Raw genomic sequence first — 16565 nt, 5'->3', positions numbered from 1 at the left:
GGCCTGCTAGCAGATCGCGGGGGCGGTGCCACCCCGTCGCACGGGGCGGGCGGCGACCCCGACCAGGATGCCGAACACAGGCACCAGCCGGGCGAGCGCGACGGTCGCGCCGCAGGCGGCGATCGTCGCGGTCAGGATCACCGCCGCCTGTATCCCCGGTGCCATTGCCAGCGGAAGGGTAGACCAGGTCGCCAGAACGATCGCGGGGTGGTGGACGATATAGGCGGGGAACACCGCCTGCCCGAGCGTCCGGCGCCAGCGATGGTCACGATTGGCATGGGCATCGGCCAGGTGGAACAGGGTGACGACCATTCCCCATGCCATGACCGACCGTCCCGCGCGGCTGGCGACCATCAGCGCGTGCGGCGGCACGGCGGTTCCCGGATAAGCGACCTCTACCCCGATCGCCACGCCGCCGCCCAGCAGCGCCAGCAGGGCGGCGGGGGGCCAGCAGCGATGCAGCGCTCGCCACAGCGGCGGATGGCGCGCGATCAGGAAACCGAGAAGGAACAGCGTCAGGAATTGCGAATGCCCGGCCCAGTCGCGCAACAACCCCTGCCGTTCAGGGACGAGGAACAGCAGCGCCAGCCGCAGCGCGACGATCGTCGCTATCGGCGCCCATAGCAGCCGTCTGCCGATCGCCAGCCACATCGCCGTCCGGTCGAGCGCGGCCAGCGCCCGACGCGACGCGGTTACCCCCGCGACGACCATGGTGTAGGTCCAGAGATAGACGAGGAACCAGAGATGTTCCCAACTGGGAAATTCGACGCCCCAATGCGTGCCGCTGGTCCAGGCGTCGAACAGCCAGAAATGCAGATAGTCGCTGGCATAGCCGGTCTCGCGCACCCGCACCCACATTTCGAGCGGGACGATCGCGACCATGCCGAACATCAGCGGGACCAGCAGCCGCCGCGACCGGTCGAAGGCGAAATCCGCCGCCCCCTGGGCACGACCGAACAACATTGCGCTGGCATAGCCCGATACTGCGAACAACAGCCCCAGCCGCCACGGCGTCAGCGCCGCCATCGGCGCAACCAGCGCCGGATAGACATGGCCCGACGACACGATCCAGTGCCACGGGCTGAACGCCAGCGCGACGTGATAGGGGATCAGCATGGCGAACGCGACGATGCGCAGCCAGTCCAGCCCGTAATGGCGGCCCGCCGATGTCATGCGCTCCCTGTCATTCCCCGCTGCACGGCCATGCGACTTTCGCCTGACGCAATGCCGCCCTATACTGGGCAGAGATAACCGAAGCGTTAGCGAGAATTTACCATGTCGATCCGCCCTTGGCGCGATATCCACCGCCGGCAGAGCCGCCAGATCATGGTCGGCAACGTCCCCGTCGGCGGCGACGCGCCGGTCACGGTGCAGACGATGACCAATACCGAAACCTCCGACGCGGTGGCGACGATCGACCAGATCCGCCGCTGCGAAGAGGCGGGGGCCGATATCATCCGCGTATCGTGCCCCGACGTGGCGAGCACCGCGGCGCTGCGGCAGATCACCCGCGCCGCGCGGGTGCCGATCGTCGCCGACATCCATTTCCACTACAAGCGCGCGCTCGAAGCTGCGGACGCAGGGGCGGCCTGCCTGCGGATCAATCCGGGCAATATCGGATCGAACGAGCGCGTTGCCGAGGTCGTCCGCGCGGCCAAGGCCAATGGCTGTGCGATCCGCATCGGCGTGAACGGCGGCTCCCTCGAAAAGCATCTGCTCGAAAAATATGGCGAGCCATGCCCCGACGCGCTGGTCGAGTCGGCGATGGACCATATCAAGCTGTTGCAGGACCACGACTTCCACGAGTTCAAGGTCGCGGTGAAGGCGTCCGACCTGTTCCTCGCGGTCGCGGCCTATCAGCAGCTGGCCGAGATGGTCGACTGCCCGCTGCATCTGGGCATCACCGAGGCGGGCGGGTTCGTCGGCGGGACGGTCAAGTCGTCGATCGGCATCGGATCGCTGCTGTGGTTCGGGATCGGCGACACGATCCGCGTGTCGCTGTCGGCCGAGCCGGAAGAGGAAGTGCGCGTCGGCTTCGAGATCCTGAAGGCGCTGGGCATCCGCAATCGCGGTGTGCGCGTCGTGTCGTGCCCGTCCTGCGCGCGGCAGGGTTTCGACGTGATCCGCACCGTGCAGGCGCTGGAGGAACGGTTGCAGCATATCCGCACGCCGATGTCACTGTCGGTGCTGGGCTGCGTAGTCAACGGCCCCGGCGAGGCGCGCGAGACCGATATCGGCATCACCGGCGGCGGCAATGGCCGGCACATGGTCTATCTGTCGGGGGTCACCGACCACCATGTCCAGGACGCCGACATGATCGACCATATCGTCAAGCTGGTCGAGGCCAAGGCGGCGGAGATCGAGGCGGCGAATGCGGGGATGCCGCAGGCGGCGGAGTGATCGATGGGTTCGGGCGTAGGCTTTCGGCTTACGACCCGCCCAGCACGTTCACGCTGAACGCGACCACCCCCAGATTGAACACGAACGCGATCAGGCAGTGGCCGGTCACGGTGCGGCGCATGGTGCGCGAGGTGATCGACACGTCCGACGTCTGGAACGTCATGCCCAGCGTGAAGGCGAAATAGACGAAGTCCCAGTAATCGGGTTCGTCGGTGCCGGGCATGTCGATGCCGCCGCTATCCCCGCCCGCGCCGTCGGCGGTGTAGAACAGATGCGCATAATGCAGCGCGTAGATGGTGTTGGCGAACGCCCAGGCGAGCAGCAGCGTCGCGACGACCAGCACCACCACCTGCGGTTCGGGGGTGCCGCGCTGCGCCAGTTCGATCGCGATCGCTGTCAGCAGCACCAAGGCGATCGCTGCCGACAGAATCAGCAGCAGCGGACGATTGGCGTCGTTGCGCCGCGCCGCCTGCCGCATCCGGTCGGCCGAGGCGCCGAGCAGCGGCACGCAGGACAGCAGGAACACGACCGCCGCGATGTCAAAGGCGAGCGGTACGCCGATCCGCCAGCCAAAGGCGGGCAGCGCCCAGCAACCTGCGGCGATGGCGACCGCGGCAAAGGCGACGAAACGTGCGGGCGCAAGGCGCTGGCCAAGGTTCAGGGGCATAGGTGCGGGTGTATCGTGGCAGTAACGACGGGACAATTCCTCCCCGTACCGGGGAGGAGCTTGCGTTGCGTTGCTTCACAGACGACAGCGGGGACACCGCTCTCCACCGAAGGATCCGCTCATGTCCGCAACCTTGCGCGCCTTCCTCGTCGCGGCGTCGGGGATCGCGGTCTATACGGTGATGGATGCGCTGATGAAGCAGCTGTCGATCGATAGCGGTGCGTATAACGCGGTGCTGTGGCGGTCGGTCGGTGGGGCGGCGTTGTGCGGTGTCCTGTTCGTCGCGCTCGGGCGGCGCTGGCCGGCGTGGCCGACGCTTAAGCTGCACCTCGGGCGGGGGCTCGCCGCCGGGTCGTCAGTTGTCCTGTTTTTCTGGGGACTTGCGCGGGTGCCGATGGCGCAGGGCGTGGCGTTGACCTTTCTGGCGCCGTTGATCGCGCTGTATCTGGCGGCATTGTTCCTCGGCGAGACGATCCGCCGCGCGGCGATCATCGGGTCGGTGATCGCATCGGCGGGCGTGCTGGTCATCGCGGCGGGGGAGGTGCAGGCCGATGCGTCGACGCAGGCGGTGCTCGGCAGCCTCGCCTGCGTCGCCGCGTCGGTGCTCTATGCCGGCAGCCTGATCCTGTTGCGGCGGCAGGCGCAAGTCGCCGATCCGGTCGAGGTCGCGTTGTTCGCCAATCTGGTGATTGGGGGAATGCTGCTGCCGGCGGCGCCATGGCTGGGCACGGTGCCCGCGCCGGCGCAGCTGGTCCGCTGCTGGGGGCGATCCTGCTCAACATCGCGTCGGTCATGGCGCTCGCCTGGGCCTATGCGCGGGCCGAGGCGCAGGTGCTGGCCCCGGTCGAATACAGCGCGTTCGTGTGGGCGGCGCTGGCGGGATGGGTGGCGTTCGGCGAGACGGTGTCGCTCTATACGCTGATCGGGGCGCTGCTGATCGTCGCGGGCTGCGTGGTGGCGGTGCGGCGGCGGGTGCCGACGGTGCAGAGCGAGGCGGGGGCATGATCGCGGACGCGCGCCTGCCGGGATGGGTCGCGTGACCTGGCGGCGGATGAAGGGCGGGGCGTCCTAACCCTTGACGTCGATGTTCATCGCGATCGAGATGCGGTCGCGGGTGCCGTTGTGCGGGCGGACACCATGCCGCAACCAGGACGGAAACAGCACAAGGTCGCCGGCGCGCGTGGGCAGGCGGCGTTCGTTCGACTGCGGCTGGCCATCGGTGCCGACCATGCGAAAGCCGGGCAGGCGCATCATGGTCACCGGAAAGCGGGGGTCCTCGAAATAGAGTTCGCCGCCGGCATCGCGGTCGGCCGGATCGGCACCCATGTCGACATAATAGACCGCGGCCCACAGGACGCCGGGGTGGGCGTGGCTTGTGTTCAGTGCACCGGGTGGGGAAATATTCGCCCACATCCGTACGCTCCATTCGACGAGGGCGGGATCGCGCCCTTCGAAGTGCGAGGCGCGACGCGCCATGCGGATGGCGAGGTCGGCGAGGCGTTCGGCGGCGTTGCCGCCCCAACGCAGCATTTCGGTGTCGCTGTGCCAGCCGCCGACGTTCGACCGGTTCAGTCCATCGGCATCGCCCGCGGCACGCGACAGGATCGCGCGGCGCAGATCGGCGTCGATCGCACCGGCATCCTGCACCTGTGCGTGCAGGATCGGCGTTTCGAACAGCCCGAGCTGGGCCGCGCGGACCCGCAGCGCATCGGGGGGCAGGCCGGTTGCGGTTGTGCCGCGATCCGACATCGGCTGCGCCATGTCCTGCCCCCGGGGTCCGTTATCGGATCAGCGACCCGGTACTTCGTAGTCGTGCGGCTCTTCGCCCTGCGCCTTGGCTTCGTTGTAGCGTTCGATCGCCTCGAGCGTGATGCGCTTGGCTTCCTCGGCGCCGCCCCACGTGCCGATGCGGACCCACTTCTTCTTTTCGAGGTCCTTATAGTGGGTGAAGAAATGTTCGATCTGTTCGAACACGATCTCGGGCAGGTCGGTCTTTTCGCCGACGTTGCTGTAGTAGGGGAAGGTCGAGTCGACCGGCACGCACACCAGCTTTTCGTCGCCGCCGGCTTCGTCCTCGAGGTTCAGCACCGCGATCGGCCGGGCGCGGACGACGCAGCCGGGGATGAAGGGCGAGCGCGACACGACCAGCGCGTCGAGCGGATCGCCGTCGGGCGACAGGGTGTGCGGCACGAAGCCGTAATTCGCCGGATAGCGCATCGGCGTGTGCAGGATGCGGTCGACGAACAGCGCGCCCGAAGCCTTGTCGAATTCATACTTTACCGGTTCGCCGCCGGTCGGAACTTCGATGATGACGTTCAGGCTGCTCGGCGGATTGTCGCCGACCGGCACCATGTCGATGCGCATTGATAGTCTCCCTTTTCTCGCACGGACGCGTGAGTATCGCGCCCTTTACCCGGAATTATCGGCCGTTGAAGCACGTTTTGTTTGGAATCGTCGCATGGTCAACCGGGTGGTCCCGCAACGGGACCGCCCGGTCGACGATCATTTCGCGGCAAGCAGCCGGTCGAGCCCGCCATCGCCCTGACCGACCTTTTCCAGACGGGGATAGCGATGCCCGTCATGATAGGGGACCGCGATCTCGCGCACCGCTTCGTTCATGTTGACGGTCAGCAGGATCGGCTCCTTCGTACCCTTCGCCGCGCCCACCGCATCGCGCAGCCGGTCGGGGGTGTAGGCGCTGCCGTTGACCGCGACGATGGTCGTGCCGATCTCGAACCCGGCCTTGAACGCGGGGCTGCCCCAGATCACGCTGGTCACCTTGCCATCCTTGTTCGCGCCGAGACCCAGCGAATAGGGTAGCGACACGCCGCCCGTGCTCTTCTCGCGTCCCTTCAGATAGGAGGTCGGGGTGTCGGTGTAGATCAGGCGATAGCCATTGGCGGCGAAGCCGTCGATCGGCGCGCGATCGGTGCGGGCGTTCAGCCGCTTGTCGAGGAAGCCGGCCCAGTCATAGGGCTGGATGCCGTTCAGCGTCTTGACCACATCGCCCAGCGTATAGGGCAACACGCCCCAGTCGCCGTCGCGCACCCCGAAAAAGGCGCGGGCGAAATCGTCCATCGACCGGGTGCCGCCCGACTGTTTGCGGAGCATCGAGTCGACCTCCATCCACACCAGCAGCCCTTCGTTGTAATAATCCTCCGACCGCTGCCAGCTGACCCAGCCCTTGGGGCGGCGGGCGGTGATGACCGGATCGTTGGTGGTGTCGATCAGCGGGCGCCACTGCCGCCCCTCGCGCGCGTCCAGTGCGGCGGCGATATCGGCATAGGCGTCGAGCGTATCCTGCTTCGACACCAGCCCCGAGCGCGCCTGCAGCACATAGCCCCAGAATTGCGTCTGCCCTTCATAGACCCAGAGCAGCGAGTTGCGCATCGGGGTGCGGAAGTCGGGGGTGAACAGGTCGGCGCCGCGACGGTATTTCCCGTCCCAGCTATGGGTGAATTCGTGCGGCAGGAGGTTGCGTTCGCCCGGTCCCGAATTCCAGTCGGTGAAATAGCCGGGATCGACGCCGTTCTCCGAGCTGCGATGATGTTCGAGCCCGATCGAGCCCATCTTGTCGGTGATCGACAGCAGGAATTCATACTTGTCGTAATGCTGCGCGCCGAACAGCTTCACCGCCTGTTCGACCAGCCGGGTATGTGCCGCGATCTGATCGGGGGTGGCCGCCAGTTCGGACGGCTTGTCGGCGACGACGTTCAACCCGACGCGGTCGGTCAGCGGGAAGCGCTTGAAATATTTGCCCGCGAACACCGGCGAGTCGATCAGCGTTTCGTAGCTGGTGCGATCGTACTTATAGACACCGCCCTGCAGCTTCGACGGCAGGCCCGATGCGGCGGTCCAGCCGGCCGGATAGCGCACCGACGCCTCGATCGGGATACGACGGGTGTAATAGCCCGCCGGGTACAGGCTGACCGCTTCGAATTGCAGGTTCAGCATTTCGGGGGTGACGACGATGCGCCCCTGATCGCCCTGCTGCGCCGACAGGAACTGGAACTGCACGTCGAGATTCCGCGCACCGGCGGGTACGTCGATATGGAAGGAATACATGTCGAGGACGTCGCGGGTCCAGGGCAGCTCGCGGCCATTGGCGCGGACGACGAGGCCGGCCAGCTTCTCGATCTCGCCGCGCGGACCATGTTTGCCGGGCAGCCATTTCGGCATCATCAGCACCATGTGGCCGCTGCGGGCCACCGGGATCGTTTCCTTCACGCGGAAAATGCCCTGCACGGTATCGGTCGCATCGACGTCGAGCTTGATCGTGCCGGGATAGTCGATGTCGCGCGCCACCGGCACGGTGTCGACGATCGGGGTCGGTTGCGGCAGGGTGTTGCCCGGCGGGTTGATCTGGGCCGTGGCGGGCAGGGCGGTGGTCAGCAGCAATGCGGTCAGCGGGATACGCAGCGAATGGGTACGCAAGGGCAGGGACTTCCTTCGGACGCGGATATGCTTCACCGGATGCTTACCATGTCGGTGATAGCGGATGGCACCATGTATCACGCCAAGTCGTTGGCTACGCAAGCCGAACCCGAATCCCGGCCCGCATCGGCGGTATCGACCGGCGTGGGGCTGGCCGGGCTGGCGGGGCTGTGCTGCTGGATCGCGGTTGCGTGGCATTACGGGATGGACGGACCCTATGCGGCGCTGGTCAATGTCGCCGCCTGTGCCGTTCCGATGGTGCTGTGGTCGCTGCTGATCGACAGGGTGCATCGCAACCCGTCGACGGGCATCGACTGGAGCAACGTCCGGCCGTGGCGCGAAACGGTCGAGATCAGCCTGACCAAGCTTGCCGGGCTATGGCTGACCTGGGGCGCGATCGCGGGCGTCTATGCGACCGGGCGGTTTTACTGGGAGGGCGGGTTCGCCTTTTCGATGTGGGCGTTCGAATGGGCGGCGGTGCCGCTGTTCCTGTTGTCGATCCCGTACATGCTGTGGATCGACCGGCGGCTGGTCGATCCGAAGGACGGGTGCTGGGCGCTGGGGGCATGGGCGATGCACCTGCCCGAGCCGATCGACCGGGAAGCAATCTATAACCATCTGCGCGGCTGGGCGGTGAAGGCGTTCTTCCTCGCCTTCATGATCGCCATCGTACCGCCGGGGTTCGGCGAGTTCATCCGCACCCAGCGCGCCGACATCCTGACCGGGCCGGTGCCGCTGGCGAACTGGCTCATCACCTTCATGTTCGTGGTCGACGTGGCGTTCGCGACCGCCGGCTATATCCTCGCGATGCGGCCGCTCGACAGCCATATCCGCACCGCCACGCCCTATGCCGCCGGCTGGGCGGCGGCGCTGATCTGCTATCCGCCGTTCATCCTGATGGCCGATGGCGGGCCGCTCGATTACCATCCGGGGACGGCGGACTGGACGCACTGGTTCGCCAATCAGCCGGTGTTGCTGTGGATCACCGGCGCGGTGCTGGTGGGGCTGACCGCCATCTATGCGTGGGCGACGATGGCGTTCGGCCTGCGCTTTTCGAACCTGACGCATCGCGGCATCCTGACCCACGGACCCTATGCGTTCAGCCGGCATCCGGCCTATCTGTCGAAGAACCTGTTCTGGTGGATTTCGACGGTTCCCGTGCTGACGACGGCGGACAGCTGGACCGAGGCGGCGCGCAACACCGCGATCATGGCGGCGGTCAGCGGCGTCTATTACTGGCGGGCGAAGACCGAGGAACGGCATCTGGGTGCCGACCCGGTCTATCGCGCCTATAGCGGCTGGATGACGCGCCATGGCGCCATCCCGCGCGCCCTTGCCCGACTTGGGATCGGGCGGGGGGCGTGACGCCCCCGCCCGACCCGATCAGAACCCGCCCGACAGGGTGAAGAACGCCATGCGCGGCGGCTGCGCATAGGTGTTGAAGGTCCGCGCGGCGGCACCCACGATGATTTCGTAGACGCCCTTGCGATCGGTCAGGTTGGTGATGTTGACCGACAGGCGCGGGTTGCGCAGGCCCAGCCCGAGGGTTTCGGGCAACGTGTAGCTGGCCTGCAGGCTGACGAGATAGCGGCCCGGTACCGACTGGTCGTTGGTATAGGTCGCGAAGCGGCGGCCGACGAAATCGCCGATCGCCTGGACCTCGAACGGACCCGAGGCGGCGGTGACGACGGTCTTGTTCAGCCAGCGGGCGACGTTCGGCACGTCCTTGCCCGCCGTCGCGATGGTGGTCGTGCCGCTGACATAGTCGTCGTCATACCGCGACCGGTTGTACGACAGCGCATTGTAGATCGAGAAGCCGGGGCCGAAGCGCAACGTCGCCGCGGCATCGATGCCGTTGGTCGTGACGCCGCCGACATTCTGCAGGATCGACACGCCGCCGATGACCGAGGCGATGACCGGCGTCGCGCTGATCTGCAGCAGGCGGTTGCTGAAATCGACGTGATAGGCGCTCAACTGACCCTCGATCGCGGTGATCGGGCCGAGATCGACATTGTGGCGCGAGCGGATGCCGGCTTCGTAGGTCCATGACGATTCGGGCTGGGTGTTCGCCTTGATCTGGTCGAACGCCTGCTGGCTGCCGACGGCGAAGGGCGACAGGCCGGCGGCGACCGACGCCTGGAACTGGCGCACATTCTTCTGGATGTGGCCGAACAGCTGGTCGTTGGGCGTCACGTCCCACACCGCGCCGATCGCGGGCAGGAACCATTTGCGGGTGTCGAGCTGTCCCTCCGGGAAACCGGTCGACGATCCGGGCAGCGCGCCCGGCAGCGGCTGGACCGGAATGCGGCCTTCGGCGAATTGCAGGCTGGATTTGAAGCCGCCCTCGATCGCGAGGGCCGGGGTCACCTGCCACCGGTCCTGCACGTGCAGCTGGACCAGATCATATTCGGTGACGCTGGCATATTGGGTCAGCCGGCGTAGCGCCGGGTCGGCATATTCATAGGGCGAGGGCGGGCTGCCGACCGGGACCGCATACCAGCGGCGGAAGATGGTATTGCGATTATGTTCGTACCAGCCGCCAATGTCGAAGACATGGTCGCCGCTGGTGACGGTCACCGCCGCCATCGAACCGACGCGGCTGATGCCATATTCGGTGGTGCGCAGCGCATAGCCCGAATTGCCGAAGACCTGCTTCAGATTCTGACCCGGATAATAGATGCGGAACAGCCCCGGCAGGCCCGCGACCGAGATCGGGCCGACGATCTGCCCCTGACCATCGTCATGATGGTAATAGGGCTGGAGCTTGAAGACGATGCCGTCGCCAAGCTTCTGTTCGAGCTTCAGATAGGCGAGATAGTCGGTACGCTGCGCGTCGCCATAATAGTTGGTGTAGTTGGCCGGGTTATTCGACGGCGGGGCACCGTTCGCATCCAGATAGGCGAGCGCCCGCTGCCAGTCGGGATAGAGGACGGTGCGGTAATAGGGTTCGAAGCTGCCGGTGTTGCGCGCGACCGAATCCTGGTTCGGTTCGTCCTTCTGGCTGTACGCGAAATAGCCGGTCAGCGTGGTGGTCGGCGTCGTGTGGACGAACTTGGCGTTGGCCTGCCACCCCTTTTGCCGGGCGTCGAATTCCCAGGCGCGGGCGTTCTGGCGGACGCCCGAGATGTAGAGCGCGTTGCTGCCGCCCAGCGCGTCGAAACGGCCGGTGTCGAGGCGCAGATAGCTGCGGCTGGCGTCGTAGCTGCCGAAGGTCTGGCCGAAACGGCCACCCATTTCCGCTGCCGGATCGCCGGTATAGGTTTCCAGACCGCCGCCGAGATTGCTGGCCGATGCGGTGGCGAGGTCGGCGGCACCGGCGGTCAGGCGGACGCGCGCGACATTTTCGCTGATGACCGCGCGCTGCGGCGACAGGCTGTTGAAATTGCCGTAGGACTGGTCGCCGAGCGGCACGCCGTCGAGGGTGAAGCCCAGCTGGTTCTGGTTGAAGCCGTGGACGAACAGCGCGATATTCTGTTCGTTGTTACCCCATGGATCGGCGGTTTCGAACTGTACGCCGGGCAGCGTCTGGATCGCCTTGACCGGATTGACGCCGGGCAGGACCTTCTGGATCTCCGCAGCTTCGAGGACGACGGCCGAGCGCGTCGTGCGCTTGCCGGTCACGACGACGGTGCCGTCGGCCTGATCGTCCGTCCCGGTCGAAGCGTCGGCGGCAGGCTGCGGCGCGATCTGCTGCGCCGCCGCAGGGGCGACGAGGATCAGCGACGCAAGCGAAGAGGCAAGCGACAGGCGCGCGCGGCGGCGCGCCTGCAAGGTTACGGACAACATCAAATTCCCTCCCGGAACCGCGGAAACGCGGGCCGGGGTCGCCTATGCGTCGTCGGTGACAGTTACGCGTGAAACCGATTGCAGTTCGATGAATAAGGAAAATCGTTATCCGGAAGCCGGATATCAGAAGCTGTATTCGTCGTAGACGTTCGTCAGGTCGCCGGCCCATTCGCCGGCGAACCTGTCGAGCAGCACCTGTGCCGGGACCTTGCCCGACCGGACGACTTCGCGCAGCGGTTCGAGGAAGCCGCTTTCGTCCTCGCCCGAGGGACCGAGGCGCCGACGGGCGGAAAGGCCGCGTCCGGCGATGTCGAGCACCTCGCCAGCGACATCGCGCAGGCGACCGCCGCCGGGCAGCGGCGCGTCGAGACCGAGCGCCGGGACCGCGTCGCGCAGCGCCTGCCGGTCGTCGATCGACCAGCCCTTGACCAGATCCCATGCCGCGTCGAGCGCGCCCTGGTCGTAGAGCAGCCCCACCCAGAAGGCGGGCAGCGCGCAGATGCGCCCCCATGGACCGCCATCGGCACCGCGCATTTCGAGGAAGGTCTTCAGCCGCACTTCGGGGAAAGCGGTCGAGAGATGGTCGGCCCAGTCGTCCATCGTCGGCTTCTCGCCCGGCAGGACCGCCAGTTCGCCCTTCAGAAAGTCGCGGAACGACAGGCCGGCGGCGTCGATATAGCGGCCGTCGCGATAGACGAAGTACATCGGCACATCGAGCGCATAGTCGGCATAGCGTTCATAGCCGAAGCCGTCCTCGAACACGAAGGGCAGCATGCCGGTGCGCGCCGGATCGGTGTCGGACCAGATGTGCGAGCGATAGGAAAGCTGGCCGTTGGGCAGCCCTTCGGTAAAGGGCGAATTGGCGAACAGCGCGGTCGCGAGCGGCTGTAGCGCGAGGCCGACGCGGAATTTCCGCACCATGTCCGCCTCGCTTGAATAGTCGAGGTTCACCTGGATGGTGCAGGTACGCAGCATCATGTCGAGGCCCATGGTGCCGACGCGCGGCATATGGTTCAGCATGATGCCATAGCGGCCCTTGGGCATGATCGGCAGTTCGTCGCGGCGCTTGTCGGGCCACATGCCGAGACCGAGGAAGCCGAGGCCGAGTTCGTCGCCGACCGCCTTCACCTGATCGAGATGCCGGCCGGTTTCGGCACAGGTCTGGTGCAGGTTTTCGAGCGGTGCGCCCGACAGTTCGAACTGCCCGGCAGGTTCGAGGCTGACCGATCCGTCCTTGCCGGTCAGCGCGATGACCTTGCCGCCCTCTTCGACCGGACGCCAGCCGAAGCGTTCGAGGCCGGCGAGCAGGTCGCGGATTCCGCCCGGTTCGTCATAGGACGGCGCAGCATGATCGCGAGTGCGGTAGACGAATTTCTCGTGCTCGGTACCGATCCGCCAGCGTTCCGCCGGCTTCTCGCCCCCCGCGAAATAGGCGATCAGTTGCGAGCGGTCCTCGATGGCCGCTGCGTTGCTGTCCGAAACGGTCTTCGTGCTCATGGTCGCGCCCATAAACGGGGTGGAGGGGCGACGCTAGGGGGCTGTCGTTGATATCGGTATAGCCCGGCTACCAGTCGCCTGCCGCCGCCATCCACAAGGCGGTCGCCGCCGCCGCCGCCGTCTCCGCGCGCAGGATGCGAGGGCCGAGCGCGATGCCGACCGCCTGGGGCAAAGCGCGGACCGCGTCGCGTTCCTCGGGATCGAAGCCGCCTTCGGGGCCGATCAGGATCGCGCCGGGGCCGGGGTGGCCCCGCATCGCTTCGACCGCGGGCACGCCGCCGGTTTCGTCGGCGAAGAACAGCGTGCGGGTCTCGGGCCAGTCGCGCAGCAGCGCCGTCAGCTTGACCGGTTCGGCAAGTGCGGGAAGCGCGGTGCGGCCGCACTGCTCGGCCGCCTCGACCGCGTGCGCGCGCAGGCGGTCGAGGTTCAGGCGATCGACGACGGTACGGCGGGTCAGCACCGGTAGAATGCGGTCGACACCCAGCTCGCACGCCTTTTCGATCACCCAGTCGATGCGGCCCTTCTTGGTCGGGGCGATGCACAGCCAGAGGTCGGGTACGATCTCGCGGTCGCGCAGCTGGTCGGTCACGTCGAGGATCAGGTCGCGCTTGCGGACCTGTGTCGCGACACCGCGCCATTCGCCGGTCCGGTCGTCGAACAGGCGGACGGTGTCGCCGTCCTTCACGCGCATCACCGACAGCAGATAATGCGCCTGCGCGCCGTCGAGGCGGATTTGCGCGCCCTGGCCGAGCGGCTGATCGACGAACAGGCGGGGCGACGAATCGGGCGGCCAGGCGGGGGTAGCGGGCATGGGCGCGGGGTTAGGACGCCAGCTTCATCAGCACCAGCCCGCCGAGCAGCATCGCCGCCGCGGTCAGGCGCAGTGGCGTCACCGCTTCGCCGAGCAGGACGATGCCGACCACGAACGCGCCGAGCGCGCCGATACCGGTCCATACCATGTAGCTGGTGCCGAGCGGCAATTGCTTCATCGCGAGCGAGAGCAGCCCGAAGCTCATGAACATCGTGACGAAGGTGGCGATGGTCGGCAGCGGTTTTGAAAAGCCGTCGGACAGCTTCATATAATAGGCCCAGACGACCTCCAGCAGCCCGGCGACGGTCAGCATCACCCATGGCATCACGGCGTCTCCGCGTCGCGTTCGATCCGGTAGGCGGCATCGAGATAGCGCTCCGCCGCCGCGCGCAGCGCCGGTTGCTTCTCGAACGCTTCGGCGGGAGGCGGGGCGAAGCCCAGCGCGTCCATCAGCGTCCACAGCGCGAAGCGGCGCGACGGATCGCGTTCGACACCGAAGTCGATGCCCATGCGTTCGCGGGCGGCGGCGATCGTCGCCGGATCGGCAGTGTCGGGGTCGGTCGATCCGAAATAATGGCTGAGCAACTGGTCGAGGTCCATGCGCCGTCTGTAGCCGTGATCGGCCACGCGCGCGACCGGTTCGTGACCGCGGCATGACGAAGGTTTAACGCAACAAATCCGCCGTTTCGGGCACTGTATCCGGCATCGGAGATGGTGTCCGAAGGAGGTTCGACATGCGTGGCTTTTCGCTGATCGTCCTGCCGCTGGCGATGCTGGCGGCGCAACCGGCATTCGCCAAGGGCTGCGTACGCGGTGCCGCCGCGGGCGCGGTCGCCGGCCATTTCGTCGGCAAGGGGCATGGGCTGCTGGGCGCGGCGGCCGGCTGCGTCGCCATGCACCATCATTATGCGAAGCAGGCCAAGGCGCGCTGACAAGCGCGACCCGCCGCCCCGCGGGACGGGACGGCGGGATTGCCGGTTTAGCCGATCTGCTTGTCCTGCGCACCGCTGTCGGGGCGGGCCGGACCGAGGACGGGTTCCTCGCCCAGCGGCTTGTTCTGGAACACGGTGAACTCGCCGCGTCCGTCGACGCTGGGGCCATCGGTCCAGCGACCCTCGGGGAAGGTGCCGTCGACCGACGTTGCGTAGAAATTATAGTTGTTGGCCTGATCCTCCAGCTCCTGCGGGAAGCTGTTGGGGATCGGCAGGTTGGCGGCGGCACCACCCAGTTCCTCGACCACCGCCAGCCACTGCTGCTGGTGCATGGTGTCGCGGGCGATCATGTAATGCAGCATCCGCTTCATGCCGTCGTCGCGGGCGGCGTTGAACAGCCGTACCGCCAGCACGCGTCCGGTGCTCTCCGCCGCGACGTTGCAATACATGTCGGCCGCGACGTTGCCGCTGGCATAGATGTGGCTCATGTTGAACGGCACGCCGTCGGAATCGATCGGCATTGCCGCAAGTCCCCCCGACAGCAGGTTCTTGTGGATCAGCCCCTCGATCGACGCCTTTGCGCTATGGCCGCCCATCACCGCGCCGACGATGCCGTCGCTGGCGCCTTCTTCCTGTAGCGAGGCGGGGGCGGTTTCGAGGTTGAGCGCGACGGCGGTCGCCAGCATCTCGATATGGCCGATCTCCTCGGTCGCGGTGTGCAGCAGCATGTCGCGATATTTGGTGGTCGGCGCGCGATTGCCCCATGCCTGGAAGAAATACTGCATGCAGACGCGGATCTCGCCTTCGACACCGCCGATCGCCTGTTGCAGCATCCGCGCGAACGCCGGATCGGGCCGTTCGACGGTGACGGGGTACTGAAGCCGTTTGTCGTGATAGTACATCGGGGACACTCCGCTGGATACCAGTCCGGTTGCAACGGGTCGCCGGCGGAGAAGGTCGCGGAGAAATCGGCTTTATTTCCGTAACTTGTGTCAGTTTCCGGTGATCGTCGTGGCGGGCGGGCGGTTCGTCGCGGCGCATTCCCCCTGTCGCTTCGCGCGCAGCCGTGGCAGCAGGGTTGCATGCCGTCCCCGACCCATGCCGCCGCGTCCGAACAGGTTGCCGATACCGAACATCGCGGGCTGATCGCCGTCCTGCCACGGGCGGCGCGGCCGTTCGCGCTGCTGGCACGGTTCGACCGGCCGATCGGGTGGTGGCTGCTCTATTGGCCGGGGGCCTGGGCGATGGCGCTGTCGGGACGCGCGATCGAGCGGTGGGACATGCTGCTGTGGTTCCTGATCGGCAGCATCGCGATGCGCGGCGCGGGCTGCGTCTATAACGACATCGTCGACCGCGATCTCGACCGACAGGTGGCGCGGACCGCCAATCGGCCGCTGGCGAGCGGCGCGGTGTCGGTGAAGGCGGCATGGGCGTGGCTGGTGTTCCTCAGCCTGATCGGGCTGGTCGTGCTGCTGCAACTGAACTTCACCGCCGCGATCGTGGCGCTGGCGAGCCTCGCGCTGGTCGCCGCCTATCCGTTCATGAAGCGCATCACCTGGTGGCCGCAGGCGTGGCTGGGCATGGTGTTTTCCTGGGCGGCACCGGTCGCTTGGGCGCAGATGGGGAGCGACGACTGGCTGCCATTGGCGTTGCTCTATGCCGGGTCGATCGCGTGGGTGATCGGCTATGACACCATCTATGCCTGTCAGGATATCGAGGACGACGCGATGGTCGGGGTGCGATCCTCGGCACGGGCGATGGGCGGTAAGGTGCGGCCGGGCGTGACGTTGCTCTATGCCGTCGCCATCGCCTGTTGGGCAGGGGCGGTGTGGCGCGTGTTCCCGACGCCGCTGGCGCTGGCCGCGCTGCTGCCCGGCGCGCTGCATCTGCTGTGGCAGGTCGCGACGCTGAAGCCCGCAGAGGGTGCGAACACGCTGCGGCGGTTCCGGTCGAACCGCGATGCCGGGTTGCTGATCTTCCTCGGCCTGCTGGTGGTGGGGCAGGCGGCATGAGCGTTGCCGTCGCCGCTTCGGCTTCC

Annotated in this window: 15 protein-coding genes and 1 pseudogene; 5 read left to right on the top strand and 11 right to left on the bottom strand. The window is 66.8% G+C overall.

Annotated features, from left to right (window positions below):
• Window positions 1-6: 6 nt before the first annotated feature.
• Window positions 7-1173, bottom strand: coding sequence for an acyltransferase family protein (locus ACZ1JS_RS09570; RefSeq protein WP_465165874.1), 1167 nt, complete (start codon window positions 1171-1173; stop codon window positions 7-9).
• A 102-nt stretch (window positions 1174-1275) separates the two neighbouring features.
• Here ACZ1JS_RS09570 and ispG point away from each other — a divergent pair, with 102 nt between their 5' ends.
• On the top strand, window positions 1276-2400 hold the full coding sequence (gene ispG, locus ACZ1JS_RS09565; RefSeq protein ID WP_465165873.1) for a flavodoxin-dependent (E)-4-hydroxy-3-methylbut-2-enyl-diphosphate synthase: 1125 nt from the start codon (window positions 1276-1278) through the stop codon (window positions 2398-2400).
• A 28-nt stretch (window positions 2401-2428) separates the two neighbouring features.
• Here the strand turns inward: ispG and ACZ1JS_RS09560 are convergent, their stop codons facing one another.
• A complete protein-coding gene (locus ACZ1JS_RS09560) occupies window positions 2429-3067 on the bottom strand; it encodes a DUF1345 domain-containing protein (RefSeq protein ID WP_465165872.1) in 639 nt (212 codons plus the stop codon).
• Window positions 3068-3188: 121 nt separating this feature from the next.
• On the opposite strand from ACZ1JS_RS09560, the pseudogene ACZ1JS_RS09555 reads away from it, so the two are divergent.
• Window positions 3189-4072, top strand: a pseudogene (locus ACZ1JS_RS09555) (DMT family transporter).
• Window positions 4073-4135: 63 nt separating this feature from the next.
• Here the strand turns inward: ACZ1JS_RS09555 and ACZ1JS_RS09550 are convergent.
• The 3 genes from ACZ1JS_RS09550 to ACZ1JS_RS09540 form a co-directional block, all read right to left on the bottom strand.
• Entirely contained in the window at window positions 4136-4828 is a 693-nt protein-coding gene (locus ACZ1JS_RS09550) for a TIGR02466 family protein (RefSeq protein WP_465165871.1), read from the bottom strand.
• A 27-nt stretch (window positions 4829-4855) separates the two neighbouring features.
• Entirely contained in the window at window positions 4856-5431 is a 576-nt protein-coding gene (ppa, locus tag ACZ1JS_RS09545; protein ID WP_242116706.1) for an inorganic diphosphatase, read from the bottom strand.
• Between the two features lie 138 nt (window positions 5432-5569).
• Window positions 5570-7501: a M61 family metallopeptidase gene (locus tag ACZ1JS_RS09540; RefSeq protein WP_465165870.1), complete on the bottom strand. Its 1932-nt coding sequence runs from the start codon at window positions 7499-7501 to the stop codon at window positions 5570-5572.
• Window positions 7502-7549: 48 nt separating this feature from the next.
• Here ACZ1JS_RS09540 and ACZ1JS_RS09535 point away from each other — a divergent pair, with 48 nt between their 5' ends.
• Window positions 7550-8866, top strand: coding sequence for a methyltransferase family protein (locus tag ACZ1JS_RS09535; RefSeq protein ID WP_465165869.1), 1317 nt, complete (start codon window positions 7550-7552; stop codon window positions 8864-8866).
• A gap of 18 nt (window positions 8867-8884) precedes the next feature.
• Here ACZ1JS_RS09535 and ACZ1JS_RS09530 read toward each other — a convergent pair whose 3' ends face one another.
• From ACZ1JS_RS09530 to ACZ1JS_RS09510, 5 genes are all read right to left on the bottom strand, one after another.
• Window positions 8885-11287, bottom strand: coding sequence for a TonB-dependent receptor (locus ACZ1JS_RS09530; RefSeq protein ID WP_465165868.1), 2403 nt, complete (start codon window positions 11285-11287; stop codon window positions 8885-8887).
• A 123-nt stretch (window positions 11288-11410) separates the two neighbouring features.
• Window positions 11411-12784 (bottom strand): glutamate--cysteine ligase, encoded by a 1374-nt coding sequence (locus ACZ1JS_RS09525; protein WP_465165867.1) that lies wholly within the window; start codon window positions 12782-12784, stop codon window positions 11411-11413.
• 67 nt (window positions 12785-12851) lie between these two features.
• On the bottom strand, window positions 12852-13595 hold the full coding sequence (locus tag ACZ1JS_RS09520) for a 16S rRNA (uracil(1498)-N(3))-methyltransferase (RefSeq protein WP_465165866.1): 744 nt from the start codon (window positions 13593-13595) through the stop codon (window positions 12852-12854).
• 10 nt (window positions 13596-13605) lie between these two features.
• Window positions 13606-13920: a DMT family transporter gene (locus ACZ1JS_RS09515; protein ID WP_465165865.1), complete on the bottom strand. Its 315-nt coding sequence runs from the start codon at window positions 13918-13920 to the stop codon at window positions 13606-13608.
• Window positions 13920-14195 carry a hypothetical protein gene (locus tag ACZ1JS_RS09510; RefSeq protein WP_465165864.1) on the bottom strand — a complete coding sequence of 92 codons (276 nt, stop codon included), beginning with the start codon at window positions 14193-14195 and terminating at the stop codon, window positions 13920-13922. The genes ACZ1JS_RS09515 and ACZ1JS_RS09510 overlap by 1 nt, the downstream gene beginning before the upstream one ends.
• A 134-nt stretch (window positions 14196-14329) precedes the next feature.
• Here ACZ1JS_RS09510 and ACZ1JS_RS09505 point away from each other — a divergent pair, with 134 nt between their 5' ends.
• Entirely contained in the window at window positions 14330-14527 is a 198-nt protein-coding gene (locus ACZ1JS_RS09505) for a hypothetical protein (protein WP_465165863.1), read from the top strand.
• 47 nt (window positions 14528-14574) lie between these two features.
• Here the strand turns inward: ACZ1JS_RS09505 and ACZ1JS_RS09500 are convergent, their stop codons facing one another.
• Window positions 14575-15429, bottom strand: a complete 855-nt coding sequence (locus tag ACZ1JS_RS09500) for a manganese catalase family protein (protein WP_345878125.1) — start codon at window positions 15427-15429, stop codon at window positions 14575-14577.
• Window positions 15430-15609: 180 nt separating this feature from the next.
• Between ACZ1JS_RS09500 and ubiA the strand changes: the two genes are divergently transcribed.
• Window positions 15610-16539, top strand: coding sequence for a 4-hydroxybenzoate octaprenyltransferase (ubiA, locus tag ACZ1JS_RS09495; RefSeq protein WP_465165862.1), 930 nt, complete (start codon window positions 15610-15612; stop codon window positions 16537-16539).
• The last annotated feature ends 26 nt before the right edge of the window (window positions 16540-16565 follow it).

It is taken from the genome of Sphingomonas sp. BL-S-05 (assembly GCF_055521695.1).
The sequence above is the reverse complement of the archived record's forward strand: the minus strand, read 5'-3'. Positions and strand labels throughout refer to the sequence as shown.

Excerpts from the sequence above, each read along its gene's own strand:
- ACZ1JS_RS09570 (WP_465165874.1), bottom strand. The coding sequence starts at position 1,173 with ATGACATCGGCGGGCCGCCATTACGGGCTGGACTGGCTGCGCATCGTC.
- ispG (WP_465165873.1), top strand. The coding sequence starts at position 1,276 with ATGTCGATCCGCCCTTGGCGCGATATCCACCGCCGGCAGAGCCGCCAG.
- ACZ1JS_RS09560 (WP_465165872.1), bottom strand. The coding sequence starts at position 3,067 with ATGCCCCTGAACCTTGGCCAGCGCCTTGCGCCCGCACGTTTCGTCGCC.
- ACZ1JS_RS09550 (WP_465165871.1), bottom strand. The coding sequence starts at position 4,828 with ATGGCGCAGCCGATGTCGGATCGCGGCACAACCGCAACCGGCCTGCCC.
- ppa (WP_242116706.1), bottom strand. The coding sequence starts at position 5,431 with ATGCGCATCGACATGGTGCCGGTCGGCGACAATCCGCCGAGCAGCCTG.
- ACZ1JS_RS09535 (WP_465165869.1), top strand. The coding sequence starts at position 7,550 with ATGTCGGTGATAGCGGATGGCACCATGTATCACGCCAAGTCGTTGGCT.
- ACZ1JS_RS09530 (WP_465165868.1), bottom strand. The coding sequence starts at position 11,287 with ATGTTGTCCGTAACCTTGCAGGCGCGCCGCCGCGCGCGCCTGTCGCTT.
- ACZ1JS_RS09525 (WP_465165867.1), bottom strand. The coding sequence starts at position 12,784 with ATGAGCACGAAGACCGTTTCGGACAGCAACGCAGCGGCCATCGAGGAC.
- ACZ1JS_RS09520 (WP_465165866.1), bottom strand. The coding sequence starts at position 13,595 with ATGCCCGCTACCCCCGCCTGGCCGCCCGATTCGTCGCCCCGCCTGTTC.
- ACZ1JS_RS09515 (WP_465165865.1), bottom strand. The coding sequence starts at position 13,920 with ATGCCATGGGTGATGCTGACCGTCGCCGGGCTGCTGGAGGTCGTCTGG.
- ACZ1JS_RS09510 (WP_465165864.1), bottom strand. The coding sequence starts at position 14,195 with ATGGACCTCGACCAGTTGCTCAGCCATTATTTCGGATCGACCGACCCC.
- ACZ1JS_RS09505 (WP_465165863.1), top strand. The coding sequence starts at position 14,330 with ATGCGTGGCTTTTCGCTGATCGTCCTGCCGCTGGCGATGCTGGCGGCG.
- ACZ1JS_RS09500 (WP_345878125.1), bottom strand. The coding sequence starts at position 15,429 with ATGTACTATCACGACAAACGGCTTCAGTACCCCGTCACCGTCGAACGG.
- ubiA (WP_465165862.1), top strand. The coding sequence starts at position 15,610 with ATGCCGTCCCCGACCCATGCCGCCGCGTCCGAACAGGTTGCCGATACC.